Consider the following 22,629-nt stretch of genomic DNA (forward strand, 5'->3'; position numbering starts at 1 on the left):
ATGAACTTAACTAGCCCTAAGGTTTCTACTATGTTTTTTGATCAGATTATTACAGTAACGGATCACAATGTTACTTGGGAAAAAATCCAAAATTGTCTTTATAATCTTTATGGAGAAGCAACATATAATAGCTGGCTGAGTTCACTAAAATTTGTCAGTAGCAGAAATGGGGAAGTTCTTTTATCCGTGTCAACAAGGTTTATAAAAGAGTGGATTACAGTTCATTACATGAAAAAAATATTATCATTATGGCAAAGCGAAGATAAAAGTATACGTTCTATTGATATTCAAGTAATTGAGGAGAGGAATTCAAATTTTAATGTTATACTAAAAAACAGAGAGGAAAGTAATCATAATCTTGGTTCGCCGCTGGATCCAAGGTTCACCTTTGATAATTTTGTAGTGGGAAAGCCAAATGAATTAGCATTTACGGCGGCAAAGCGTGTGGCAGAGTCTATAGATCCAATATTAGGCAGCAATCCTTTGTTTCTATATGGTGGAGTGGGACTTGGTAAAACACATCTAATGCATGCTATAGCTTGGCACATAGTCAATTCCCCATCAGCAAAAAGAAAAGTGGTGTATTTATCAGCAGAGAAATTCATGTACCAATATATTACAGCGCTGCGAAGCAAAGATATTATGTTATTTAAAGAGCAATTTAGATCAGTAGATGTATTGATGGTAGATGATGTGCAATTTATCAGTGGTAAAGATAGTACACAAGAAGAATTTTTTCACACTTTCAATGCATTGATAGACCAAAATAAACAATTGGTTATATCAGCTGATAGGTCTCCTAGTGATCTTGATGGAGTGGAAGAAAGAATAAAATCACGACTCGGTTGGGGGTTGGTGGCAGATATTAATGAAACAACTTTTGAATTAAGGCTTGGTATATTGCAGGCAAAAGTGGAGCAGATGAATATGTATGTTCCGAAAGATGTCCTAGAGTTTTTAGCAAGGAACATAAAATCTAATATAAGAGAATTAGAAGGAGCATTAAATAAGGTTACCCATACCTCATTAATTGGAAGAAGTATGACGGTAGAATCAGCTAGTGAAACCCTAATCGATCTTCTTAGGTCAAATCATAGGTCAGTCACAATAGAAGAAATACAAAAGAAAGTAGCTGAATTTTTCAATATAAAGGTTGCAGATATGCAATCCAATAGAAGGCTTCGCAGTCTTGCAAGGCCAAGACAAATAGCTATGTATTTTGCCAAAAAATTTACGCAAAAAAGCCTACCAGATATTGGGAGAAACTTTGGTGGCAGAGACCATGCTACTGTTATACATGCAGTAAAACAAGTAGAAAATTTTATAAAGACCGACTCAAAATTTGCTGATGAAATCAATCGATTAAAAAAAATGTTTAAGTAGCGTTTTTAAAATAGCTAATAACAAATCCTAAAATGAATCGACTATAGTTTTAATCCGTTTAAGTTTAAAATCTTCTGTTAGCTTCGCAGAATACATTTCCTTATTGTGTTGATTATAGAAGGTAAATTCGTGATCATCTAAATTTAGTATTGCAAAGCCAAAGCCAAAAAAGTTTCTAACCTCGTGTGCTAAGTAGTTTTTACCATTTAAATAGTCAAATTCTACATTTTGATAAACAGATTCTTGATCTTGAGCGTGTAATGATGCACCACCGTTTCCAACTATAATTTGGTCTGGAACATTATCCATTAATAAAATCTGGGCTATATGAATGTGGCCAGAAACTATGGTAGTAACATTGCTTGGAAATTTATCTCCAAAAGCTTCGATTTGTGTAAGATTACCATGGCTTTTTAATGTCAAAAATTCTTTTTTTGGAGATCTCCAAAGCGGTTTATGAGTTAAAAACCACATGGGCTTGTCAGAACTATTTTGTATCAATTTATCAAATTGCCTCTCAAAAGCATCAATTGTGCTTTGGGTTGTAAAAATATCCTCACCGGATGAAGAGTCGAAGATAAAAAATTTCATCGGTCCAGCATCTAAGGACCAACTAGAAACGAAGTTTCCACATTTTTTAGACGAAAAGGGGTATGAATCTAGATACCTGAACCATCCTTCATAAGCTCTATCACAACTCTCATGGTTTCCACGAACAAAAAGGAAAGGGGATTGTGATAAAATATCCTTTGCAGGCTCAAACCAATCAGCGTACCAAACTTCTTTATTATATCCATAAATATCGCCACACTTTTTTGTATTTCTACATTTTGTTTGTCTATAATGATAATCACCAACATGGATAATTAAATCTGGTTTATGAAGGGCGATTGAATCTAAATTTTTTTTTAAAGGCCAGCTATCTACCGAATTACATTCCTGCTGAAATAACATATTTATTCTACAGCCCGTGTCACCAATGAAAGCAATTTTATTAACCTTTTTTGGTAATATAGGAACCCGTAGATCCTCAATATTAATGTTTTTGGCACTTGTTTGTACTGTCAGTTCACAAACTGTTTCGTTATGATCACCATTGTTAATTGAGCTGCGATTCAGCATTTCTGTTTCCTCGCCATCAACATAAACAATGGGACACACGTCATTGTCCGTAATTGCGCGTATGCTTAGTTTATTTTCTGGGATAACTTGAGACCATGTGTATAATATTTGTGCATGGACGAAATGAAAGCTAGTTATAAGAGAGAGAGCTAAAAAAATAAAGATATTAGCTATATTCATTTGTATAAAAACCTAAGTTAAAAATTAGTAGTAAGGTTATCTTAAATGATTAAAATTTATAATCACAAAATTCATAATCAAATTATACAAACAATTTCTAAATTATTCTAGTATCAGATTGACACTCTAGATGAAAAATTCTAAAATGATTAAGTAATTTAAAATAATTATATAAAAACTAGAATATAGTGCGGCCGTGGTGGAATTGGTAGACACGCAGCGTTGAGGTCGCTGTGGCTCATAAGGCCTTGGAAGTTCAAGTCTTCTCGGCCGCACCAGTTTTTATCGCTGTTTAATATGGGTAAAAATGTTTATAGGAAATCAGAGTAGCAATAAGGTAGAAAGAGCTATCAGCGAAATCAGGCGCGGTCGGCCAATTGTAATATATGATGAAAGTAATTACCTATTGTTTGCTGCTGCTGAGGCTTTAGAAAGAGATTTATTTAATCAATACAAGCTTACATCAAGTAATGTATATGTTACTTTAACTTCAAGTAAGGTAAAATACATGTCTCAGAATAAAGAACATAACAGCAAACGTCTGTTGGTGAATAATTTTGATGAACTGCTCTATTTAATAAACTGTTCAAAGGAAGATTGCATAAAAGAATTGCAATGCTCAAAGACAATAGATGAATGTGCTATTGCCTTGCTTAAGTTCTCAGAATTATTGCCATACGCGTTAGTGGCTGATATGACTTTTGAGAATAACCATGAAATGCGAAATTGGTGCGAGAAAAATGACGTTATTGCACTGGACACGTCATTCATAAATAATTTTCAAGAAAATCAGGATGTATATGAAGTGTGCAAAACATCATTATTTTTAAAACAGACTCAAGAAGTAAATATCATATCTTATAGAACCGAAAGTGGTGGAAGAGAACATCATGCAATTATCATTGGCAATCCAGATAAAGATGACGAACCATTAGTGAGAATTCATTCTTCGTGCTATACGGGTGACTTGTTAGATAGCTTGTCATGCGATTGCAGAAGTCAGTTACATCAAGCAATTCAAATGATAGCTGACTCTGGAAGTGGTATTATATTGTATTTGATGCAAGATGGAAGAGGCATTGGTTTAACTAATAAGTTAAGAGCGTACAGTATGCAAAGAGGACATAATCTTGATACTGTTGATGCAAATAGAATATTGGGTTTTGAAGATGATGAAAGGAGTTTTGCTGTTGCAGCTAAAATGCTTAAGAAATTGAACATTAACAAAATCCAATTACTTACAAACAATGATAGGAAATTGTCAGAATTGGAAAGTAGTGGTATAGGAGTTACAAAGTGTCTACCACTTATTGTGGAACGTAATAAATATAACGATTCATATATGGAGACAAAGTTTGGTAAATTAGGCCATAGATTAAGAGTTTTTTAGCTTTTTTGCTGTAACTACTTTGTTAATTTGCTATGTTTATTAACATAAGTTAAGATTTTTAGGAATACTAAAATGCTAAGATTTTTTAAGCAAGAAAAAAATACTGAATCCCTAGATAAGGATATAAATTGGAATTCAAACCGCTACAGCACAGTTATTGCTCAAAGGAATATTCTACTTTTATTTGCATTAATATTATTAGCAACGATCTCTATCAGCATATTAGTCATATTTAAAATTAGCACAAGTAGCACTATTGAGCCATTTGTTATAGAAATTGACAAGAAATCAGGAATAGTGCAATTGGTTGATCCTGTCACAGTAAAACAGTATTCTGCAGATGAAGCGCTAAACGATTATTTTATTTCAGAGTATATAAAAGCAAGGGAGGTTTTTGATCCATATCATTATAATTATAACTATTATACAAAGGTGAGGTTGTTTTCCTCACCTAATGTGTATAATGAATTTAGAAATTGTGTAGGATCGCAGAATATGGATGATCTTTTTAATTTATATTCAGATACCAAAAGTGAATTTAAAATTCGCTCAATTCAAAAGTTGGGTAACGATGCTCTTCAGGTGAGATTTTTTGTGGAATTTGCACGGAAAGATGGAAGTTCTACGAGAAAAAATAAGATAGTTATTATGTCATATAGATATGCATCGCTTGAAATGGATGATCAGCAAAGATATATTAACCCATTAGGATTTCAAGTTATTTCATATAGAGTAGATGATGAATATGTATAGGATATTATTAGTTTTAGCTTTACTTGTAAGTGGCAATTTAAACGCATCCATTAATTATAATGAGCCTATTTCTATAGATAGTAGAATAAAGACTTTTGTGTATAGCCCTAATGAAGTATTTACGGTGGTTTTTAGTCAGGGTTACTATTCTTATATTGAATTTGCGGAAGGAGAAAAAGTTAAAAATATCGCTGTTGGTGATGCATCAAGTTGGAAAATTAATCCTTATGACAATAAATTGCTTATCATGCCATTTGAAGTTAGTAGTCGCACTAACATGATTATTACGACAACTAAAAAAAGAAATTACATTTTTGATTTAATCTCAAGGCCAAACTACGATAAATACCCGGATACTGATGCTAAGAAAGTAGATCACGATTATTCTGCTGAAAAGGATATATCTTACGTAGTACGTTTTTATTATCCTCAAGAAGAAGGTGAATTTGATGTTGATTTAGATGAGGTTTCCTTACCTACTCAAATGCAATATACTACAGACAAGCTAGAAAAAATAATACAAGAAAATGATACAAAGTACAACTATACATATATTGATGAAGGTGGTAATGCGGATATAGTTCCGATCGAGTTATTTGATGATGGTTATTTAACCTATTTAAAATTTAGAAATAATAATAAAATACCTCAGGTTTTTGTAGAAGGGGAGGATAAACCTTGTAAAAGGCTGTTATTTGATGATTATGTTATAATAAAAGGAGTACATAAAAAGCTATTTATGCGTTATGAAGATGGTGAAGTTGAAATTATAAATAGGTCACTTTAGCTGTGGTACATGCAATATGAATAAAGAAAGGCGTAACAATTCAGAAGATGAATCAGAAATAGAGAATAAGGTAGTAACAGTTGGCTCTAATCAAGGTCATAGGGCATTGATGGTCATTACTTTAGTGCTTCTGGCTGGTGGAGTGTATTATCTCTATTTTAGTCCTTCTCCTAAAGAGGGTTCAGAAGTTATTAAAAAAGAGGAAACAAAGCAAAACGTTCAAGAATTGAAAGGAAAGTTGGAACAAGTTCCAGATAATGTAATGGTTCCTGAAAGAATAATAACTGATCCCTTACCACCCTTACCTCCTCTTCCTACACCACTAATCATACCAGAAATAAAACAAATTAGAAAAGAAGAAGAGAAACCAAAAGAAACTCCTGTGTCAAATATACCTATTTTGCCAAAGCAAAATTTTCCTTCTAGTAATGTTATGGGCAATTTACCTACCTCGTTTCCTACAATAGGGGGTGGCGGTTATCCTAGAGACAGACGTAGTGCACAGATGTTGACAATTTCAGGTGGTAGTGGAGAGAACAAGGCTGCTGATGCTATTTTATCCGACACTTCAGCACAATCGAGCAAAGCTACCAGAGTAGGAAAGCTTGGTTTAATGATTACTCAAGGTAAAATTATTGATGCTGTTCTTGAAACTGCAATAAACTCTGATCTGCAAGGAATGCTGCGTGCTATGGTGAGTAGAGATGTTTATGCAGAAACTGGTGATACAGTTTTAATACCTAAAGGCTCAAGATTGATAGGCAGTTATTCATTTGACTCGAATGTTGCTAAATCTCGTGTAAATATAAACTGGAATAGAGTGATTCTGCCACATGGAATAGATATTGCAATCTCATCACTTAGTACTGACGAGCTTGGTAGAGCAGGAATAGCAGGAATAGTTGATAACAAAATAGTAAGTGCGTTATTCTCTTCAGTGACACTTGCTGGTGTTTCGATTGGTTCTGCTGTTATAGGGCAAAAGGCTTCTAATCTTCTTGATACGCTAACTATCAGAGATGCAGTAAAGTCTATCACTGCAACCGAAATAGATTTTTCTTCTCTCCAACTCATTATTGACCCAGAAAAGAAGATATCTAGTGACAAATGGAAATTAGGCCTTGGGGCTATCGGAAGAATTCGGAGTGCCAAAAGCAGACAAGATTTACTAAAAATAATGAAAGAGGAAGTAGCAAAAGCACTAGGAATTGAAGAAGACGAGGTAAATATAAGCCTGGAAATTGTGAATCAACTGTTAGAACAAGTTCAAAGAAAAAGCAAGTCTGTTTATGATGAAGCAATCGGGAAATCAATCGAGGATTTTTCTAAAGATATGCGGGATGTAGTGGGCAGATATACAGATAAAAAACCAACTATTTATGTTGATCAAGGCACTGCATTGAAAGTATTTGTTAACCAAGATATAGTATTTCCTCCACAGGCAATATTAAATCAATGAAATGAACTATGCTGCACTTGATACATATTTGGAGCCATTACAAGGCATATTTCAAGAAGAAGGCGTAAATGAAATATCAATAAATAAGCCAAAGGAAGTATGGATTGAAAATCGCGGTGAAATAAGGTGTGAAAAATTAGAAGTATTCGATCTTAACCATTTGAAATCTCTTGGCAGACTGATTGCTCAAGCTACAGAACAAAAACTTAGCGAAGAAGCGCCGTTACTTTCGGCAACATTACCAAATGGTTATCGTATACAGATAGTATTTCCGCCAGCATGTGAACCTGATAAAGTAGTCATGTCGATTCGTAAGCCTTCTAGCATGCAGTTAGCACTCGATGATTACGAAAAAATGGGGGCTTTTTCTGAAACTGTTACAGAAGCAACTGATAATCCAGTTGACCGTCATTTGGATTTATTGTTAAGGCAAAAAAAAATAAAAGAGTTTTTAGAATACGCTGTAATAAGTAAGAAAAATATTATAATTAGTGGTGGAACTTCCACTGGTAAGACTACTTTTACTAATGCTACTTTGCGTGCTATTCTAGCTGAGGAAAGAATTATTACTGTTGAGGATGCAAGGGAAATCGTTTTGAACGATCATCCCAATAAAGTCCATCTAATTGCCTCTAAAGGAGGGCAGGGCAGAGCAAAAGTAACCACTCAAGATTTGATAGAAGCGTGCTTACGTTTAAGGCCAGACAGAATAATAGTTGGTGAGCTCCGTGGAGCGGAAGCTTTTAGTTTTCTCAGGGCGATAAATACTGGTCACCCTGGATCAATATCAACCCTTCATGCAGATAGTCCAACAATGGCCCTTGAGCAAATAAAATTGATGGTTATGCAGGCAAATCTTGGCATTCCTCCAGACCAAATTATACCATACATTAGAAATGTGATTGATATTGTTATTCAGCTAAAAAGAACCGGTGGGGGCAAAAGAAGCATTTCTGAGATATTATTTACTAGATCTGCGAGCGAAAATGCTTAAATTTATACATAAGTTAAGGAAGAGTAGTTTATGAGTAATGGAAATCACCTACGTAATATTCTCATAGGAGGTGTAGTAGCTTTTAGCGTACTTGAGTTTTGCTTCTATCTATCTGGTATATTGTTTGTTCTGTTTGCTGATGGTCCGGATGCTGTGGATTTTAAGGCAATTAATCCTAGTTTGACGCCTTTCCCTCAAGCTCTTTGGCCAACGATTTTTGATCATATGCAATATTGTTGGCATCATCCAGAGTTATATAGCCTTGAGCTCAAAATCACATTAATTATATCTTCTGCACTGCCTATCATTGTTTTAATGATTATCTTATGGAATTTAAGAGAAAGGATAATTGAGTGGCGACCATTTAAAAAGAAGGAATCACTTCATGGAGATTCGCGGTGGGCATCAGAGAAAGACATACGAAAAACAGGATTAAGAAGCAAAAAGGGATTATTGCTTGGTAAAGATAAAAGAGGATACTTCATTTCTGATGGGTTTCAGCATGCATTGTTATTTGCACCTACAGGTTCTGGTAAGGGTGTTGGCTTTGTAATTCCTAATTTATTATTTTGGACTGACTCAGTAATTGTACACGACATAAAATTAGAAAACTATGAAATAACAAGTGGTTGGCGAGAACAACAAGGACAAAAAGTATACGTATGGAATCCAGCGCAGCCAGATGGAATAAGTCACTGTTACAATCCATTACAATGGATTAGTGAAAAACCTGGGCAGATGGTTGACGATGTGCAGAAAATAGCTAACCTAATCATGCCTGAACAAGACTTTTGGCAGAATGAAGCAAGAAGCTTATTTGTTGGAGTGGTATTATACTTACTTGCTGCACCAGAGAAAGTTAAATCTTTTGGTGAAGTTGTGCGTACGATGCGTAGTGATGACGTGGTTTATAATCTTGCTGTTGCTCTTGATACAATGGGTAAAATACTACACCCTGTAGCATATATGAATATTGCAGCTTTTTTACAAAAAGCTGATAAAGAAAGGTCAGGTGTTGTATCAACCATGAACTCATCACTTGAATTGTGGGCAAACCCATTGATTGATACTGCAACTGCGTCAAGTGATTTTAATATTCTAGATTTTAAAAAGAAGAAAATTACAGTTTATGTTGGTTTAACTCCTGACAACTTGACTAGGCTCAGGCCTTTAATGCAGGTTTTTTACCAACAGGCAACTGAGTTTTTATGTAGAAAATTGCCATCGGATGACGAGCCTTATGGCGTATTGTTTTTAATGGATGAGTTTCCTACACTTGGAAAAATGGAGCAATTTCAAACAGGTATTGCATATTTTCGTGGTTATCGAGTTAGGTTATTCTTAATTGTTCAAGATACTGAGCAGCTCAAAGGAATATACGAAGAAGCAGGGATGAACTCCTTTTTGTCAAACTCGACTTACAGAATAACTTTTGCAGCCAATAATATTGAAACAGCTAATTTAATATCGCAACTTATAGGAAACAAAACTGTACAACAAGAATCGTTGAATAAGCCTAAATTTTTAGATTTAAATCCTGCTTCAAGGTCATTACATATCTCTGAAATACAGAGAGCATTGCTATTGCCTCAAGAAGTTATTATGTTGCCACGTGACGATCAGATAATTTTAATAGAGTCGACTTACCCAATTAAATCAAAGAAAATTTTGTACTACAGTGATACCACCTTCACAAGAAGGCTGCTCAAACAAACTCGTGTGCCTACACAAGAACCATATGACCCAAACAAAGTTCTTTCTGCCGCTGCGAGCAAAGATAAGGTTAATAACGAGGGGAATAATGTTCTTGAGGGACCTAATTCAGTTGATTATCCTGCTGAAACTAAAACCGAAGATGCAGTATATGATGAATCAGATGAATTTGCAGACGAAGATATTGATGATGAAGATATCGACGATAAGTTTGAAGATGATAACGAGGAAGATGAGGATAGGAGCGATGATGGGTTTGATGACGAAGAAGAGGAGGATGAATTTGAAGATGAGGATAAATTAAAAAATGACGAGAAGTAAGGTTAACTTTGCCTATTTTTAGCTCAGAAAAGTGCAAGTTATGCAAATAATTAGGTTTTTCATATTAAGCCATTTTTAATTAATTAGATTAGCTATTTTAACTAGGGGAGTGATAATGATTAGTAAAAAAACATTAGCGGTTACAGCATTTGCTTTATTGTTGTCACAACAGTCTTTTGCAAGTGAAACAGAAGGGTTTTACTTTGGTAGTGGGTATTACGGTCAATATTTAAATAACACAAGCGTACTAAAAACAAGCACTACAGGTATCAAAAATTTGTCTATAAATGACAGGGGTGCTCAGAACACAGAAGGTCAGTCACTAAGTGAGTATAAAGGAGATTATAATCCACCTTTTGCTGCAAATGTGGCATTTGGTTACACAGGAGAATTGGGTAACAACAGCTATAGGGCTGAATTGGAAGGGATGTATTCTTCTGTAAAAGTGGATAATATTGGTTTAACAAGTAGCCAAATAACTGTTTCATACCCAAAGGAGACTGGTGAGGATCCTAATAAAGAAACTTATCTCTATAGTGCTGCAGTTAGTCATGACCAAATTGAGAACATATCTGTAATGGCAAATGTTTATCATCATTGGAAAAGTGACCGTTTCTCTTTTTCTCCTTACGTTGGTATTGGGATCGGTGCAACAAGAATGACGATGTTTGAAAAACCGTCAATAAGACCCGCAGGTCAATTAAAAGCTGGCTTTGACTATCGCATAAACGAAGATGTAAATATGCATATCGGATATAGAGGTTTTGGTGCTATTGGTAGCGATATTAAGCTTACAGCAAAAAGGTTAGGACAAGTGGTAGACGACCCTAATAATGATAAAAAAAAGAAGCTTAATCCTAGCTCAGGTAGCAAAGTAACTGAGGAAATAAATATAGGTAATCAACTATTTCACACACACGGTATAGAGGCTGGTCTTACTTTCCATTTTGCCAGCAAAGCTTAAACATGTTGCCCTTTAAAAAATGCATAAAACCGTTCCTGTCGTCCTATGGCTTGACCATAGGATCTAGTTAAATATAGATCCAAGTAGTCACGCTACTTGGATGACTAGGTAGAGGGTACTGGGATGATATAGGATAATATGGGATGAAGGCAAAAAAAACATTAGCTATGTTCTTTTCACAACAATGCATCTCTTCATTCCCGCTAAGTCATATACATATTCCTGAAAAGCTAATTCGTATGAGGGGATTATTTTGTCAATATTGCTTTGATCTTCACCTATCTCCAATATCGCAAACCCATTTTTTTTAAGGCACTTTCTCAATATTGGAAAAATGCTCAAGTAACAGCTCAAACCATCAATACCACCATCAAGGGCAATTCTTGGTTCCTTTTGCACTTCAGCTTGCAAGTCTTTCAATTTGCTTCTTTTAATATATGGAGGATTACTGATTATAAGATCGAATGAACCTCTGCACTCTGTCCACGAACTTGGAAATATTTTGGCTCTGCTGAGAAGATCATGTTTTTTTGTGTTCTGATAGGCAACTTTATATGCTTCCAAGCTTTTTTCAAAACCGACGCTAACAGCATATTCATACTCACTAAGTACGGATATCAATAAACAACCTGTGCCTGTACCAAAATCTGCAATTTTTAGTTTCTGTTTTTTGTTTGGGTAATATTTTAACACTGCTAGGATTATTGTTTCACTATCTGGCCTTGGATCTAAAACATGCTGGTTAACTATAAAATTTTTACTCCAGAATTCACGATTACCTATTATTTGCGATATTGGATATCTTTCCGCTCTTTTTTTTGTTAATTTCCAAAATAAAAGTTCTTTCTCCATCGGCACTTGATCAGCATGGTTCACAATTATAAATGATCTTTCCACTTCAAGTACGTGCTGCATAATGATTTCACAATCTAAATGTGGTGATTCAACTTTACGTGACGATAATAACTCCGATCCTTCTTGAATTAAAGTGCTGATTGTTTTCATTATTCTAAAAATATGTTTCTTTCAGCCAAAAATAGCAAGATGAGCTTCCAGTTTAGGGTAGCTGCGCTAAATCCCAGTGTCAAGCACGCAGCTGTACGAACATTGCAATTTGCAGATCCAAGTAGCTTGACTACTTGGATCCAGCTAAGTTGGTGAGCATAAAAGTATAGCTAATGCGAGCTTTACGTCATACCGTCACGGTATCTCTAGATTCCGCTAACACGTAGCGGGACGACGAGGTCAGGGTGTCATCCTAGTACCTTCTCCTGTCATCCCAGTGCCCTGACTACTTGGATCCAGGAAAAAGAATGGTGTCATCCAAGTAGCCTCCCTCCCCTGTCATCCCAGTGCCCAGACACTGAGATCCAGAAAAGTTTGCTTGTAATACCAACTCTCATTGTTGGCCAGTCAAATAGGAGACATTGCAGAGTTGTTTAATTGTGGAGCTGGCAAGAGAAGTAATAAATTTGCACAAAGCACCCTCAAGCAGAGCAATTGTATCGTATATTTTATTGCGCAAAATGTTCTGTTTTATATATAACCAAAGCCTCTCAACAGGATTGAGCTCAGGTGAGTATGGAGGTAGGCATATAATGTCGATATTTTTAGGTACCTTTAAATTTTTTCCAACTAGCACAATCCATAACAAGAAAAGCCTCTCGTGTTTCTAGATATTGCGACATCTGCTCAAGAAATATGTCTATGCAATCAGTGTTGACATTTGAGCTAGAACTCTCTCCATTTCTAGGATTAACCGCACTATAGAGATAGAAATTTTGCCTACCTAATTTTGTTTTAACCTGTGTTCTAATCCCCTTTTTAAACCACCCATGTCCAACCTTTGAATGTGTGCCAAACCGTGATTCATCAAAGAAAAATAGCTTCATTGAGATTTTTTTTTGAATTCCTCTTGTTTGCTTTTATCTTGTCCATTATGAACTGGTCTTGGTGTAATATATGAGAATTTCATCTTTTGCATATAGCGGTGTACTGTAGATTTGCTGATATTTAATCTGAACTTTTCCTGGATTCTTATTCTCATTTCTTTAATGGTAATATTAGGATTTTCTTCTATCCACTCTTCAATTTGCTGTAGTTGAACCTGATTTAATTTAGTTTTTCTACGGCGTTGTGGAGGAGCAAACAGTTTTTCTTCTCTGCCAAATTTTAGGTCATGCAGTAAGTGCCTTTCTTGAAATGCAATATATTTTTGCTACAGCCGTTATACTGTACTTTTTTGCTGCAATTACAGCATTTAGTTTTTTTGAAACATATGCATTATTCCTTACTTTCTTCAGCATTTCTTTTGCTGATTCTACTACTTTTTCATCCAATAATTTTGATCTTAATGCCATTTATACCTCAACTATTTTACTTACTTCATTATCGCTTTTCTTCCATCTTTGTCCATCTGTTTGCCGTGTAATGGGAATTGGTATAAGATGTTAAATTTACTGGCAAATAAGTAAAGTATTCATATAAATATAGCTAACCTAATATAGATTTACTGAAGCAAATTTATGATTATATTAAGTAATTTGAGTTGTTATGCTGTATTCGGTATTGAACTAGAGTTTTACATTAAAGGAATAGAAAAAGAATACTTATTTCTGAATAGCATCAAAAATAAAATAGCATCTCTTGAATTTTCTTGCGAGAAGGAGAATTCTACACATCAGTATGAGATAAAAAGTGGTTGTTATACGAACTCCTACAATTTAATTAAGCATTTTGAGTTAGCAAAACAATCACTTACTGAAACAGCACAAAAACTAGGTGGGAATGTTTCTTTTAAAGCAAAGCCTTATTTGGATAGAGCAGGCAGTGCATTAAATGTGCATGTTAATCTCGTGAATTCAAATAACGGTAACTTATTTTATATCAATGAGCAAAAGTACAGTGACTATCTGATTCATAGTATTGGTGGATTATGTGCAATGATGAAAAAACATATGTTGTTTTTTGCTCCAAATGATGATTCATATTTAAGATTTCAGTATCCGGACATTCACACTCCAACTACGATTAGTTGGGGAGTAAACAACAGAACTGCTGCGATAAGAATTCCCTATTTTGGCAACGATTTCAAAAGATGCCGCCTAGAGCACCGCGTTCCCGGAGCAGATTGTGACCTTGAAAAAGTACTCACAGCAATAATTGAAGGTATGGTTTTTGGTATAGAGAACAAAATTGCTCCGCCAAATAGGATCTACGGCATTGCATCTGATCCTCAATATGAGGTGGAGAGGTTAATATAACAACTATCTATCAAATCCTAATCCGTTAAACCCCTTTTGGGTAATTGGCTGTTTTAGCATTTTTTTACATCATTATCTACATTTTTGCACTGTAATAGCAAGTCTAAAGCAGATAGTTTCTGCGTGCTTTTAGATTCAAGCTCTAGATTGCTTAACACTTGCCCAGGAAGTGGATTACCAGGCACATCCATGTGCTCAGGAAGAGGTTTCATCTGGTTCTTTATAGAGCTAGAGTTATTTTGTGTAAGAGTTTTATCATTTAGCATGCTAAGAATAATTTCCTCAGGCACTACCATAGCCTTTCTCCATGCGTTCTTGTGCTCTTTTCCTTATCATTTCTTCTTCTAACTCAGTTTCAGTTCTTTCTGGTTCTTTTGCGGTATCTTTTTCTTCACCTTCATCAACACTGCTATACCCTTCATCTTCTGAAACTTTCTCTCCTGAAACACCAGTAATTTCAGGCTGTTCTTTTTTAGTTCTTATTTTATGAATCAGCGAAAGTAATAAGTAAGTAACTGCAGCAGCAGAAACGATAATGGCTATCTTTGCGGCAATGTGGATTGCTGTTAAAAATATTAAAGCTGATAAAGCTCCAGCTAATCCAGACACAATAACTTTATTTTTGCCTTTTGTTATATTTAGAATTGCCACCATAATAACCTCTCAAATACCGTTCTAGAATTATTATACAGGAATTTTCTTATACTTGCAATTTTGCGAAAATTTTAATTATTTGCATAAAGTTTTAAAGCTACACAAGGATTAATTAATATGCAATGTATCTCGACTATAATATTGTACAAACACACATATTCAGCTAACATTCAACATGCAGAGCTTACTCATAGAGCGAAACAGGGCGGTGGTATTATTACTTATAGTAATTTTTATCTTCGGTTCATACGTTTATGTAAAAATGCCAAGGGAAAGCAATCCTGATATACAGATTCCTATAATCAGCGTGTTTGTTGGACTTCCTGGGATTTCTGCTCAAGATAGTGAAAAGCTATTAGTGCTTCCTATAGAAAATGAACTAAGATCCATCGAAGGTGTAAGAGAATTGAGAGCTTTTGCAACTAATGATGGTGCTCACATGATACTCGAATTTGGAACAGAGTATGATAATAAAGAAGTGCTCGATAATGTTCGTTCAAAGCTTTCAAGCATAAAATCGAAGTTACCTGTTGAAGCGGAATCTCCGATAATCAATGAAATAAACTTGAGCTTATTTCCGATACTCAATGTCGGCTTAATTGGTAATTTGCCAGAAAGAGCCTTAACTGAAATAGCACGCAAGCTAAAGAAAGAAATAGAATCTCTGCCAAATGTTCTCAAAGTTGAAGTGGCAGGTATGCGTAAAGAAACAGTGGAAGTGATAGTTGAGCCCACAGTTCTAACAAAATATAACATTCAATTAAACGAAATATTCCAAGCTATATCAAGCAATAACAGACTAGTGGAAGCTGGGTCACTGGAAAATGATACCGGTAAATATTCGATTAAAATATCAGGGTTATTAAAAGATATAGAAGATATTATGAATATTCCTATTAGATCTCAAGGCGATGCAGTTTTGAGAATCAAAGATATAGCAAAAGTATACCCTAGGTTTGAGGATCACCAAGGATTTGCTCGCATTAATGGATTACCTAGTGTCGTGCTAGAAATTTCAAAACGTAACGGAAAAAACATAATAGACACAGTAAATCAAGTAAAATACTTAATGGATAAGGCAAAAGATCAATTACCTGAAAATTTAAAAGTGGTGTACTTAAACGACCAGTCAAAAAACGTCCGCGATGTGCTTGATGACTTGGAAAACGGCATAATATTTGCTGTGTTGTTAATATTGATCATAATGATGCTTTCTATGGGAACAAGGATTGCTATTCTTGTGGCACTCTCGATACCCGGTTCCTTTCTCATTGGGATAATAGCTCTTTACTTTATGGGTATAACCTTAAATATCGTTGTGCTCTTCAGTTTAATTATGGCTGTTGGCATGCTGGTTGATGATGCAATTGTGATCAGCGAATATGCCGATAGAAAGATGATCTGCGGAATGGACAAAGTAGAAGCTTTTTACACTTCAGTTCGTGATATGTTTTATCCGGTTCTATCATCAACGTTAACTAAATTAGCAGTGTTTTTTCCTCTATTATTCTGGCCTGATACTGTTGGTAAATTCATGCAGTATATACCAATTACAATAATTCTAACTTTGACTGGATCGCTCATTATGGCTTTGGTTTTTATACCAACACTTGGTGCAATATTTGGTAAGCCTTCGATAACTTCAAAAAAAGAAATAAAAAAAATGAGTGCTATAGAAAGTGGTGAAATAAAAAATGCTGGGCCTATAATAAGAGCTTACGTACGCATGCTAGAGAAGGTTTTGGATCATCCTAAAAAATTCGTATGTGCTACTGTATTCGTTTTGTTTTCATTTAGTGTGCTGTACTTTACTTTTGCTCCTGGAGTAAAGTTTTTTCCGAAAGTGGATTCAGATAATATTTTAATCAGTGTTAAAGCAAAAGAAAGCTTATCAGCCAAAGAACGAGATCTGATACTCAAAGAAGTGGAAGAACGCATTTTGAGCATTGAAAAAGAAATTCATGTTTCTTATGCTAGATCAGGAGCATTTTCAGACAACGTTATCGCCAGAATACAACTAGAACTTATGGATTGGCGCTTCAGGCGCAAAGCTAAGCACATACTAAATGATATAAGGAGCAGTGTGCAAGACATGAAAGGAATAATAATTAATGTTCAAGAGGAAAAGCCAGGACCGTCGGCTGACAAGCCAATACAAATTAACCTCAGCGGGAGTGTATCCAGTTTGAATTTAGCAGCAGAGAAAATTCTAGAAATTATGAACCAACCTTCATCCGGGTTTATAAATATTCAAGATAGCAGATCAGCACCTGAAATAGAGTGGAATATGAGTGTTGATAAGAATAAGGCTACAAGCTCTGAAGTAAGTGTTGCAACCATTGGCGATTTTATAAAGATGGTTACAAATGGAGTGTTGATTGGAAAATATAGACCAAATAACGCGGATGAAGAAATCGATATTGTACTCCGTTTCCCTGGAAAGGATCGCAACATGAAGACTATAGACAATCTTTTTATCAATACAGTTAATGGCCCGTATCCTATGAGCAATATAGTAAAATATGCTCCCGAAAAAAAGGTAAACAAACTAAACAGGATTGATGGATTACGCATAGTGACAATCTCTGCTGACGTTGATACTGGCTATCTTGTTGATGAAAGAGTAAAGTTCATTCAGAATTCTATTGCCCAGGATTGGGACAAGGGAGTAAAAATTGATTTTAAAGGCGACAAAGAAGATCAACAAAAATCAGGAGCATTTTTGTTAAAGGCTTTTATATTAGCGATTACACTAATGATATTGGTATTAGTGACACAGTTTAATAATGTATACCATACATTTATCGTAATGACAGCAGTGTTTTTATCCACAACATGTGTGTTTTTTGTTTTCTTTCTTATCCAACAAGTTTTCGTAGTTGTTATGTGTGGAGTGGGGATAATTGCTTTGGCGGGAATTATAGTGAATAATAACATACTATTACTTGATGCCTTTCATCACCAAATTAAGGTACACAAAAATGACATCAAGCGATGTGTAATAAATGCTGCAATTTCTCGCGTTAGGCCAATATTGCTTACCGTTGCAACCACAGTTCTTGGTTTAATACCGATGATTACCAGGTTAAATATCAATTTTTTTACGCTACAAATCACATATGATGCTCCATCAAGCCAGTGGTGGGTTGACATTTCAACAACCATAGCAAGTGGAATATTGGCTGCAACGGTTTTAACTTTATTCTTTACTCCTGCGTTGCTTGTTATACAAAGACATGAAAAAACTTGACTTAAATTAGCAATCATTTAACATTTAAGATAGTGTTCTTTGCCCGTTGGAGCTATAATTGTAACTAATTACATTGGATTTATTTATTATGATTGCTAATCGTAAAAGCAGTGTTAAGCAGAAAAGTAACAAGAATAACATAGTTGGAAGCCTTGATGTAATAAAAACAGCAGGAGAGCTTTCACTTCAAAAAGGTTTAGATTTTGATGTTGTAATAAAGGCACTAGAAAGTGCTATAGAAGCAGTGGCTCATCAAAAATATGGTAGCAAAAGTAAAATTGTAGTTGATATAGATAGAAACACAGGCAAAGTTACTTCATATAGAAAACTAAAAGTTATTGATGATGAATCAAATGAAAAAGAGAATACCGAGTGTGAATCAATTACGCTTACACAAGCTAAATTAATAAAAGGAGATGCAAAAGTTGGAGATACTGTTAGTGAATTACTCTCTCTTAACACTGATCTTGCCTCAGCAAGAATTGCCCAGCAAAGGATTGCTCAAATAATTAAAGATGAAGAGTCAAAAAAACAATATGAGGAATTTAAAGATAAGGTGGGAGAAATAAGGTATGGTATTGTTAAACAAGTAGAATATTCAGATCTTATTATAGACATAAATGGCACTAGGGCATATCTTCCATTGCGAAATTTAACTGGTGGTGAATCATTTCGTGAAGGTGATAAGGTTAAAGCTTACATACAGACTGTTAAGCGCTCTGATGATGGACGTCAAATTATTCTTTCTAGGACTCATGAAGGCTTTTTGGAGGCATTATTAAATCAAGAAATACCAGAAATTGCTGACGGATTAGTGACAATTAAAGGTATAGCTAGAGATGCTGGTTCAAGGTCTAAGGTTGCCGTTTTCTCTCCCGACAAGAACATTGATCCAGTAGGTGCTTGTGTTGGAGTTAAGGGAGATAGAATAAAAACTATTATACACGAATTAAATGGTGAAAAAATTGACGTTATAAATTACTCCTCAGATTTGGGTCAATTTGTTATTAAAGCCATTACTCCTGCAGAAGTATCGAAGGTTATTATTGATGAAAATGAAAATTGCATAGAGTTAATAGTTGCTGAAGATCAATTGAGTTTAGCGATAGGAAAAAAGGGCCAGAATGTAAGATTAGCTTCAGAGCTTGTTGGATGGAAAATTGAGATATTAAGCACTCAGCAAGAATCAGAAAGGCGAAGTAAAGAACTTAGTCAATGTTCAGCTTTATTTGCTGAAGCTTTAAACTTAGAAGAGATTATGGGTCAGCTATTGGTAACAGAAGGTTTTTCAAGTGTAGAAGACATATCTAGCGCTTCAATTAAAGAGCTTGCTTCAATAGAGGGCTTTAATGAAGATATTGCAAACGAACTTCACAATAGAGCAAATAAGTACCTGAAAGCAGAAAATGATAGAAAAATAGAAGAGCTAAAAAGTTTAGGTATGGAGGATGATGTAATCAATTTAACTTTATCAATAGACAATAAAATTGCTCTTAGTAAGCATGATATTAAGACTTTAGAGGACATAGCAGATTTATCAAGTTATGAGTTTTGCAGCATACTCTCTTCCTCATCCGATAGCAAAGAAGATCTAAAAGATACAGTAGATTCAATAATCATAGAAGCACGTAAAAAGCTTGGATTAATATAATAAAATAATATGAATAATGAAGATATCAGTGATAAAAAATTAACGCTCCAAGGTTTAAGCAAGCTTAAATTAGACCTCAATTTAAACTCTTCAGCTAGCCCAAGTACTGGAGCTACAGTAGTAAAAAAAAGAAGAAAAAAATCTCATGATGCAGAAGAACATAATTTATTTGACGAGAGTAAATTAGGTTCTTTAACAGAGAAAGAACAAATTTTTCGCATTAATGCTGTGCAGAATGCTGCTTTGCTGAAAGAAAGAAATCAGAGAGAAGAAAAAGAGAAAACAGCAAAAGAAGACAGCAATAAAGAGATTGACGAGAAAAATGAAGCGGACGCTTTATCTAAGGAAATAAATAAGCAAGTTTTAAGTAATACCCACTTAGTTGAACCAAAAGAAGATAGTATTGACCATGAGGACAACGATAAAAAGTCTTTTAAAGTCAACAAAGATATATATTCTAAGCATTCTAAACTGGTAATTGCACAGGCAATAGATGAAAAAACTGAACAACCCCCTGTATTTAAGCAAAGGTTTGGTATAAGAGGTAGAAAGTCAAAGTTTACTAAGGGTAAAAATATATCAAGAGAAGTTATTATACCAGACAAAATAACTATCAGGGAGTTATCTATTCGCATGGCAGAAGATAGCAAGAGTGTGCTAAAAATGTTCAAAGAAGAAGTCGGTGAGAGTTATAGAGTAGATGATCTGGTGGATCCAGATATAGCATGTGAAATAGTGGAAAAATTTAATCATACGGCTAAACGAGTGAGCGATACCAACAGAGAAAAAGATTTATTTTTTATAGAAGGCAGAGAAAGCCTGCCTAAAAAACCTAAACCACCAATCGTCACTTTTATGGGACACGTCGATCATGGTAAAACCTCATTGCTCGATGCATTTCGTGAATCTAATGTTGCAGAAAGAGAGTCAGGTGGCATAACTCAACACATAGGTGCTTATCAAATAACGACAAAAGATAAGCAAAAAATTACCTTTATTGATACACCAGGACATGAAGCGTTCACTGCGATGCGTGCATGTGGTGCCAATATTACTAATATAGTTGTAATAGTAGTTGCAGCTGACGATGGAATCATGAAACAAACAGTTGAAGCAATAAATCATGCAAAAGCAGCAAATGTTTCTATTATAGTTGCTATTAATAAAATTGATAAATCTGAGCCTGGTGATGTGGAGAAAGTAATGAGTAGCTTACCTCAATATGATCTCATTCCTGAAGAGCTTGGTGGTGATGTTATGATTGTGCCAGTATCAGCAAAAAAGAAAACTAATTTAGATAAACTAGAAGAGACGATTTTGTTAATCGCTGAATTAATGAAGCTAGAAGCAATAGAAGATTGTCGAGCACTTGGATGGGTAATAGAATCCAAAATAGATAAAGCGAAAGGAATATCAGCCACATTGATAGTTGAGGAAGGAACGTTAAAGGTTGGTGATATATTGGTAGTTGGTACAACATACAGCAAAGTACGTAGTATGGTTAATCACCTCGGTCAAAGAGAAAAAGCAGCACTACCCTCCGCTCCAATTGAAATTACTGGTCTAAATGGTGTGCCAAATGCTGGAGATAAATTTGTTGTTATAAATTCTGAAAAGCAGGCGCGTGAAATTGTTGAATACAGGCTAGAGTTAATCAAGAAAAAGAAAGAAGATTTGGGCGACAATAATTTAGATATATTCAGTCGTAATAACAGCGAAACAGAAGAACTATCTGTAGTTTTAAAGTGCGATGTAACTGGTTCTATTGAAGCAATATCAAGTTCAATTGATAAACTCGGTAAAGATCAAGTGAAATTAAATATCCTACACAAAGCAGTAGGAGGGATAACAGATTCAGATGTGCTGCTTGCAGAAGCATCAAGTGCAGTAATTTTAGCTTTTAATGTAAAAGTGGACTCAAAAATAAGGGACTTGGCAAAACAAAAAGGTATAGAAATACATACTTATAACATAATATACGAGCTCATTGACGACATGAGAATGTATTTAACTAAAATGTTAAAGCCTGTTACACGAGAGGTTCGTGTTGGCTTTGCATCTGTGAGGCAAATATTTAACGTATCTAAAGCTGGTAATATCATTGGATGTTACGTAAGTGATGGAGTCATAAGAAAAGATTCTTTAATTAAGGTAATGCGTGGTGGCAAATTGGTGCATGAAGGAAAGTTAAAAGCACTACGTAGATTTAAAGATGATGTTAAAGAAGTAGGTGTAAACTTTGAATGCGGAGCATCACTAGAGGGTAATGTCGATATTAAAGTTGGAGATATTTTGGAAGCTTATCAATTAGTGCAAGAAGAAAGGGTGTTATAGTAGCTGGATATGAAAAAGGAAATTAGAAACCTAAAGATAGCATCGGTATTGCATAGAGCAATATCAAGAGTTCTAATGGAAGGTAAGGTGTTCAATAAAAATGTAGCGGTATCTGAGGTAAAATTAAGTAAAGATTTGAAAAAAGCAGATGTATATATTGTGTTATCTTCATTGAATATTCAAGTAGCTGACTACTTAGATCCAGAAAAAAGACGCACTGGAGATCCTTCTGAGAATAATTGTGATATTAATACTGTTGTTAATGAAATGAACCAATCTGCATGGTCAATACGTAAATCTATATTGTGTTATGTTGATTTGCGATTTATACCTGAACTAGTTTTCAAGCCTGACTTAGCGTTCGATAATTTTGTTAATGTAAGCAAAATATTACATAATCACACTTAATTA

15 protein-coding genes, 1 tRNA gene and 2 pseudogenes are annotated in these 22,629 nt (G+C 34.8%); 14 read left to right on the forward strand and 4 right to left on the reverse strand.

Features of this window, described 5'->3' with window-relative positions:
- On the forward strand, positions 1–1,383 hold the full coding sequence (dnaA, locus tag ACEL90_RS00005) for a chromosomal replication initiator protein DnaA (protein ID WP_010962298.1): 1,383 nt from the start codon (positions 1–3) through the stop codon (positions 1,381–1,383).
- A 27-nt stretch (positions 1,384–1,410) separates the two neighbouring features.
- On the opposite strand, the gene ACEL90_RS00010 is transcribed toward dnaA, so the two are convergent.
- Positions 1,411–2,685 (reverse strand): metallophosphoesterase, encoded by a 1,275-nt coding sequence (locus ACEL90_RS00010; RefSeq protein ID WP_423348933.1) that lies wholly within the window; start codon positions 2,683–2,685, stop codon positions 1,411–1,413.
- A 190-nt stretch (positions 2,686–2,875) separates the two neighbouring features.
- Between ACEL90_RS00010 and ACEL90_RS00015 the strand changes: the two genes are divergently transcribed.
- The 8 genes from ACEL90_RS00015 (at position 2,876) to ACEL90_RS00050 (ending at position 11,066) form a co-directional block, all read left to right on the forward strand.
- A tRNA-Leu gene (locus ACEL90_RS00015) sits at positions 2,876–2,963 on the forward strand.
- Between the two features lie 29 nt (positions 2,964–2,992).
- Positions 2,993–4,075: a GTP cyclohydrolase II gene (locus tag ACEL90_RS00020; RefSeq protein WP_423348934.1), complete on the forward strand. Its 1,083-nt coding sequence runs from the start codon at positions 2,993–2,995 to the stop codon at positions 4,073–4,075.
- A gap of 72 nt (positions 4,076–4,147) precedes the next feature.
- On the forward strand, positions 4,148–4,828 hold the full coding sequence (locus tag ACEL90_RS00025) for a virB8 family protein (protein WP_423348935.1): 681 nt from the start codon (positions 4,148–4,150) through the stop codon (positions 4,826–4,828).
- Entirely contained in the window at positions 4,815–5,615 is an 801-nt protein-coding gene (gene virB9 / locus ACEL90_RS00030) for a P-type conjugative transfer protein VirB9 (protein ID WP_174515708.1), read from the forward strand. The genes ACEL90_RS00025 and virB9 overlap by 14 nt, the downstream gene beginning before the upstream one ends.
- A gap of 16 nt (positions 5,616–5,631) precedes the next feature.
- Complete coding sequence (locus tag ACEL90_RS00035) at positions 5,632–7,074, forward strand: TrbI/VirB10 family protein (protein ID WP_423348936.1); 1,443 nt, start codon at positions 5,632–5,634, stop codon at positions 7,072–7,074.
- Between the two features lies 1 nt (position 7,075).
- Complete coding sequence (gene virB11, locus ACEL90_RS00040) at positions 7,076–8,068, forward strand: P-type DNA transfer ATPase VirB11 (RefSeq protein WP_423348937.1); 993 nt, start codon at positions 7,076–7,078, stop codon at positions 8,066–8,068.
- Positions 8,069–8,098: 30 nt separating this feature from the next.
- Positions 8,099–10,102 (forward strand): type IV secretory system conjugative DNA transfer family protein, encoded by a 2,004-nt coding sequence (locus ACEL90_RS00045; protein ID WP_423348938.1) that lies wholly within the window; start codon positions 8,099–8,101, stop codon positions 10,100–10,102.
- A gap of 115 nt (positions 10,103–10,217) precedes the next feature.
- Positions 10,218–11,066, forward strand: a complete 849-nt coding sequence (locus ACEL90_RS00050) for a P44/Msp2 family outer membrane protein (protein WP_423348939.1) — start codon at positions 10,218–10,220, stop codon at positions 11,064–11,066.
- 165 nt (positions 11,067–11,231) lie between these two features.
- Here the strand turns inward: ACEL90_RS00050 and prmC are convergent, their stop codons facing one another.
- Both prmC and ACEL90_RS00060 read right to left on the reverse strand, forming a co-directional pair.
- A complete protein-coding gene (prmC, locus tag ACEL90_RS00055) occupies positions 11,232–12,071 on the reverse strand; it encodes a peptide chain release factor N(5)-glutamine methyltransferase (RefSeq protein ID WP_423348940.1) in 840 nt (279 codons plus the stop codon).
- Positions 12,072–12,465: 394 nt separating this feature from the next.
- Positions 12,466–13,426: pseudogene (locus ACEL90_RS00060) on the reverse strand (IS630 family transposase).
- Positions 13,427–13,591: 165 nt separating this feature from the next.
- On the opposite strand from ACEL90_RS00060, the gene ACEL90_RS00065 reads away from it, so the two are divergent.
- On the forward strand, positions 13,592–14,329 hold the full coding sequence (locus tag ACEL90_RS00065) for a glutamine synthetase (RefSeq protein WP_423348941.1): 738 nt from the start codon (positions 13,592–13,594) through the stop codon (positions 14,327–14,329).
- 3 nt (positions 14,330–14,332) lie between these two features.
- Here ACEL90_RS00065 and ACEL90_RS00070 read toward each other — a convergent pair.
- A pseudogene (locus tag ACEL90_RS00070) lies at positions 14,333–14,983 on the reverse strand (hypothetical protein).
- 175 nt (positions 14,984–15,158) lie between these two features.
- Here ACEL90_RS00070 and ACEL90_RS00075 point away from each other — a divergent pair.
- The 4 genes from ACEL90_RS00075 to ACEL90_RS00090 all read left to right on the forward strand — a co-directional run bounded on the left by ACEL90_RS00075 (position 15,159) and on the right by ACEL90_RS00090 (position 22,626).
- Positions 15,159–18,233 (forward strand): efflux RND transporter permease subunit, encoded by a 3,075-nt coding sequence (locus ACEL90_RS00075; protein WP_423348942.1) that lies wholly within the window; start codon positions 15,159–15,161, stop codon positions 18,231–18,233.
- 88 nt (positions 18,234–18,321) lie between these two features.
- Positions 18,322–19,884 (forward strand): transcription termination factor NusA, encoded by a 1,563-nt coding sequence (nusA, locus tag ACEL90_RS00080; protein WP_423348943.1) that lies wholly within the window; start codon positions 18,322–18,324, stop codon positions 19,882–19,884.
- 9 nt (positions 19,885–19,893) lie between these two features.
- Positions 19,894–22,218, forward strand: a complete 2,325-nt coding sequence (gene infB / locus ACEL90_RS00085; RefSeq protein WP_423348944.1) for a translation initiation factor IF-2 — start codon at positions 19,894–19,896, stop codon at positions 22,216–22,218.
- A 9-nt stretch (positions 22,219–22,227) separates the two neighbouring features.
- Positions 22,228–22,626: a ribosome-binding factor A gene (locus ACEL90_RS00090; RefSeq protein ID WP_423348945.1), complete on the forward strand. Its 399-nt coding sequence runs from the start codon at positions 22,228–22,230 to the stop codon at positions 22,624–22,626.
- Positions 22,627–22,629 lie beyond the last annotated feature (3 nt).

This window comes from Wolbachia sp. wLmal (genome assembly GCF_049435495.1).
GTDB classification, from domain to species: domain Bacteria; phylum Pseudomonadota; class Alphaproteobacteria; order Rickettsiales; family Anaplasmataceae; genus Wolbachia; species Wolbachia pipientis.

Coding starts and splice junctions, on each gene's coding strand:
- dnaA (WP_010962298.1), top strand. CDS start 1: ATGAACTTAACTAGCCCTAAGGTTTCTACTATGTTTTTTGATCAGATT.
- ACEL90_RS00010 (WP_423348933.1), bottom strand. CDS start 2,685: ATGAATATAGCTAATATCTTTATTTTTTTAGCTCTCTCTCTTATAACT.
- ACEL90_RS00020 (WP_423348934.1), top strand. CDS start 2,993: ATGTTTATAGGAAATCAGAGTAGCAATAAGGTAGAAAGAGCTATCAGC.
- ACEL90_RS00025 (WP_423348935.1), top strand. CDS start 4,148: ATGCTAAGATTTTTTAAGCAAGAAAAAAATACTGAATCCCTAGATAAG.
- virB9 (WP_174515708.1), top strand. CDS start 4,815: ATGAATATGTATAGGATATTATTAGTTTTAGCTTTACTTGTAAGTGGC.
- ACEL90_RS00035 (WP_423348936.1), top strand. CDS start 5,632: ATGAATAAAGAAAGGCGTAACAATTCAGAAGATGAATCAGAAATAGAG.
- virB11 (WP_423348937.1), top strand. CDS start 7,076: ATGAACTATGCTGCACTTGATACATATTTGGAGCCATTACAAGGCATA.
- ACEL90_RS00045 (WP_423348938.1), top strand. CDS start 8,099: ATGAGTAATGGAAATCACCTACGTAATATTCTCATAGGAGGTGTAGTA.
- ACEL90_RS00050 (WP_423348939.1), top strand. CDS start 10,218: ATGATTAGTAAAAAAACATTAGCGGTTACAGCATTTGCTTTATTGTTG.
- prmC (WP_423348940.1), bottom strand. CDS start 12,071: ATGAAAACAATCAGCACTTTAATTCAAGAAGGATCGGAGTTATTATCG.
- ACEL90_RS00065 (WP_423348941.1), top strand. CDS start 13,592: ATGATTATATTAAGTAATTTGAGTTGTTATGCTGTATTCGGTATTGAA.
- ACEL90_RS00075 (WP_423348942.1), top strand. CDS start 15,159: ATGCAGAGCTTACTCATAGAGCGAAACAGGGCGGTGGTATTATTACTT.
- nusA (WP_423348943.1), top strand. CDS start 18,322: ATGATTGCTAATCGTAAAAGCAGTGTTAAGCAGAAAAGTAACAAGAAT.
- infB (WP_423348944.1), top strand. CDS start 19,894: ATGAATAATGAAGATATCAGTGATAAAAAATTAACGCTCCAAGGTTTA.
- ACEL90_RS00090 (WP_423348945.1), top strand. CDS start 22,228: ATGAAAAAGGAAATTAGAAACCTAAAGATAGCATCGGTATTGCATAGA.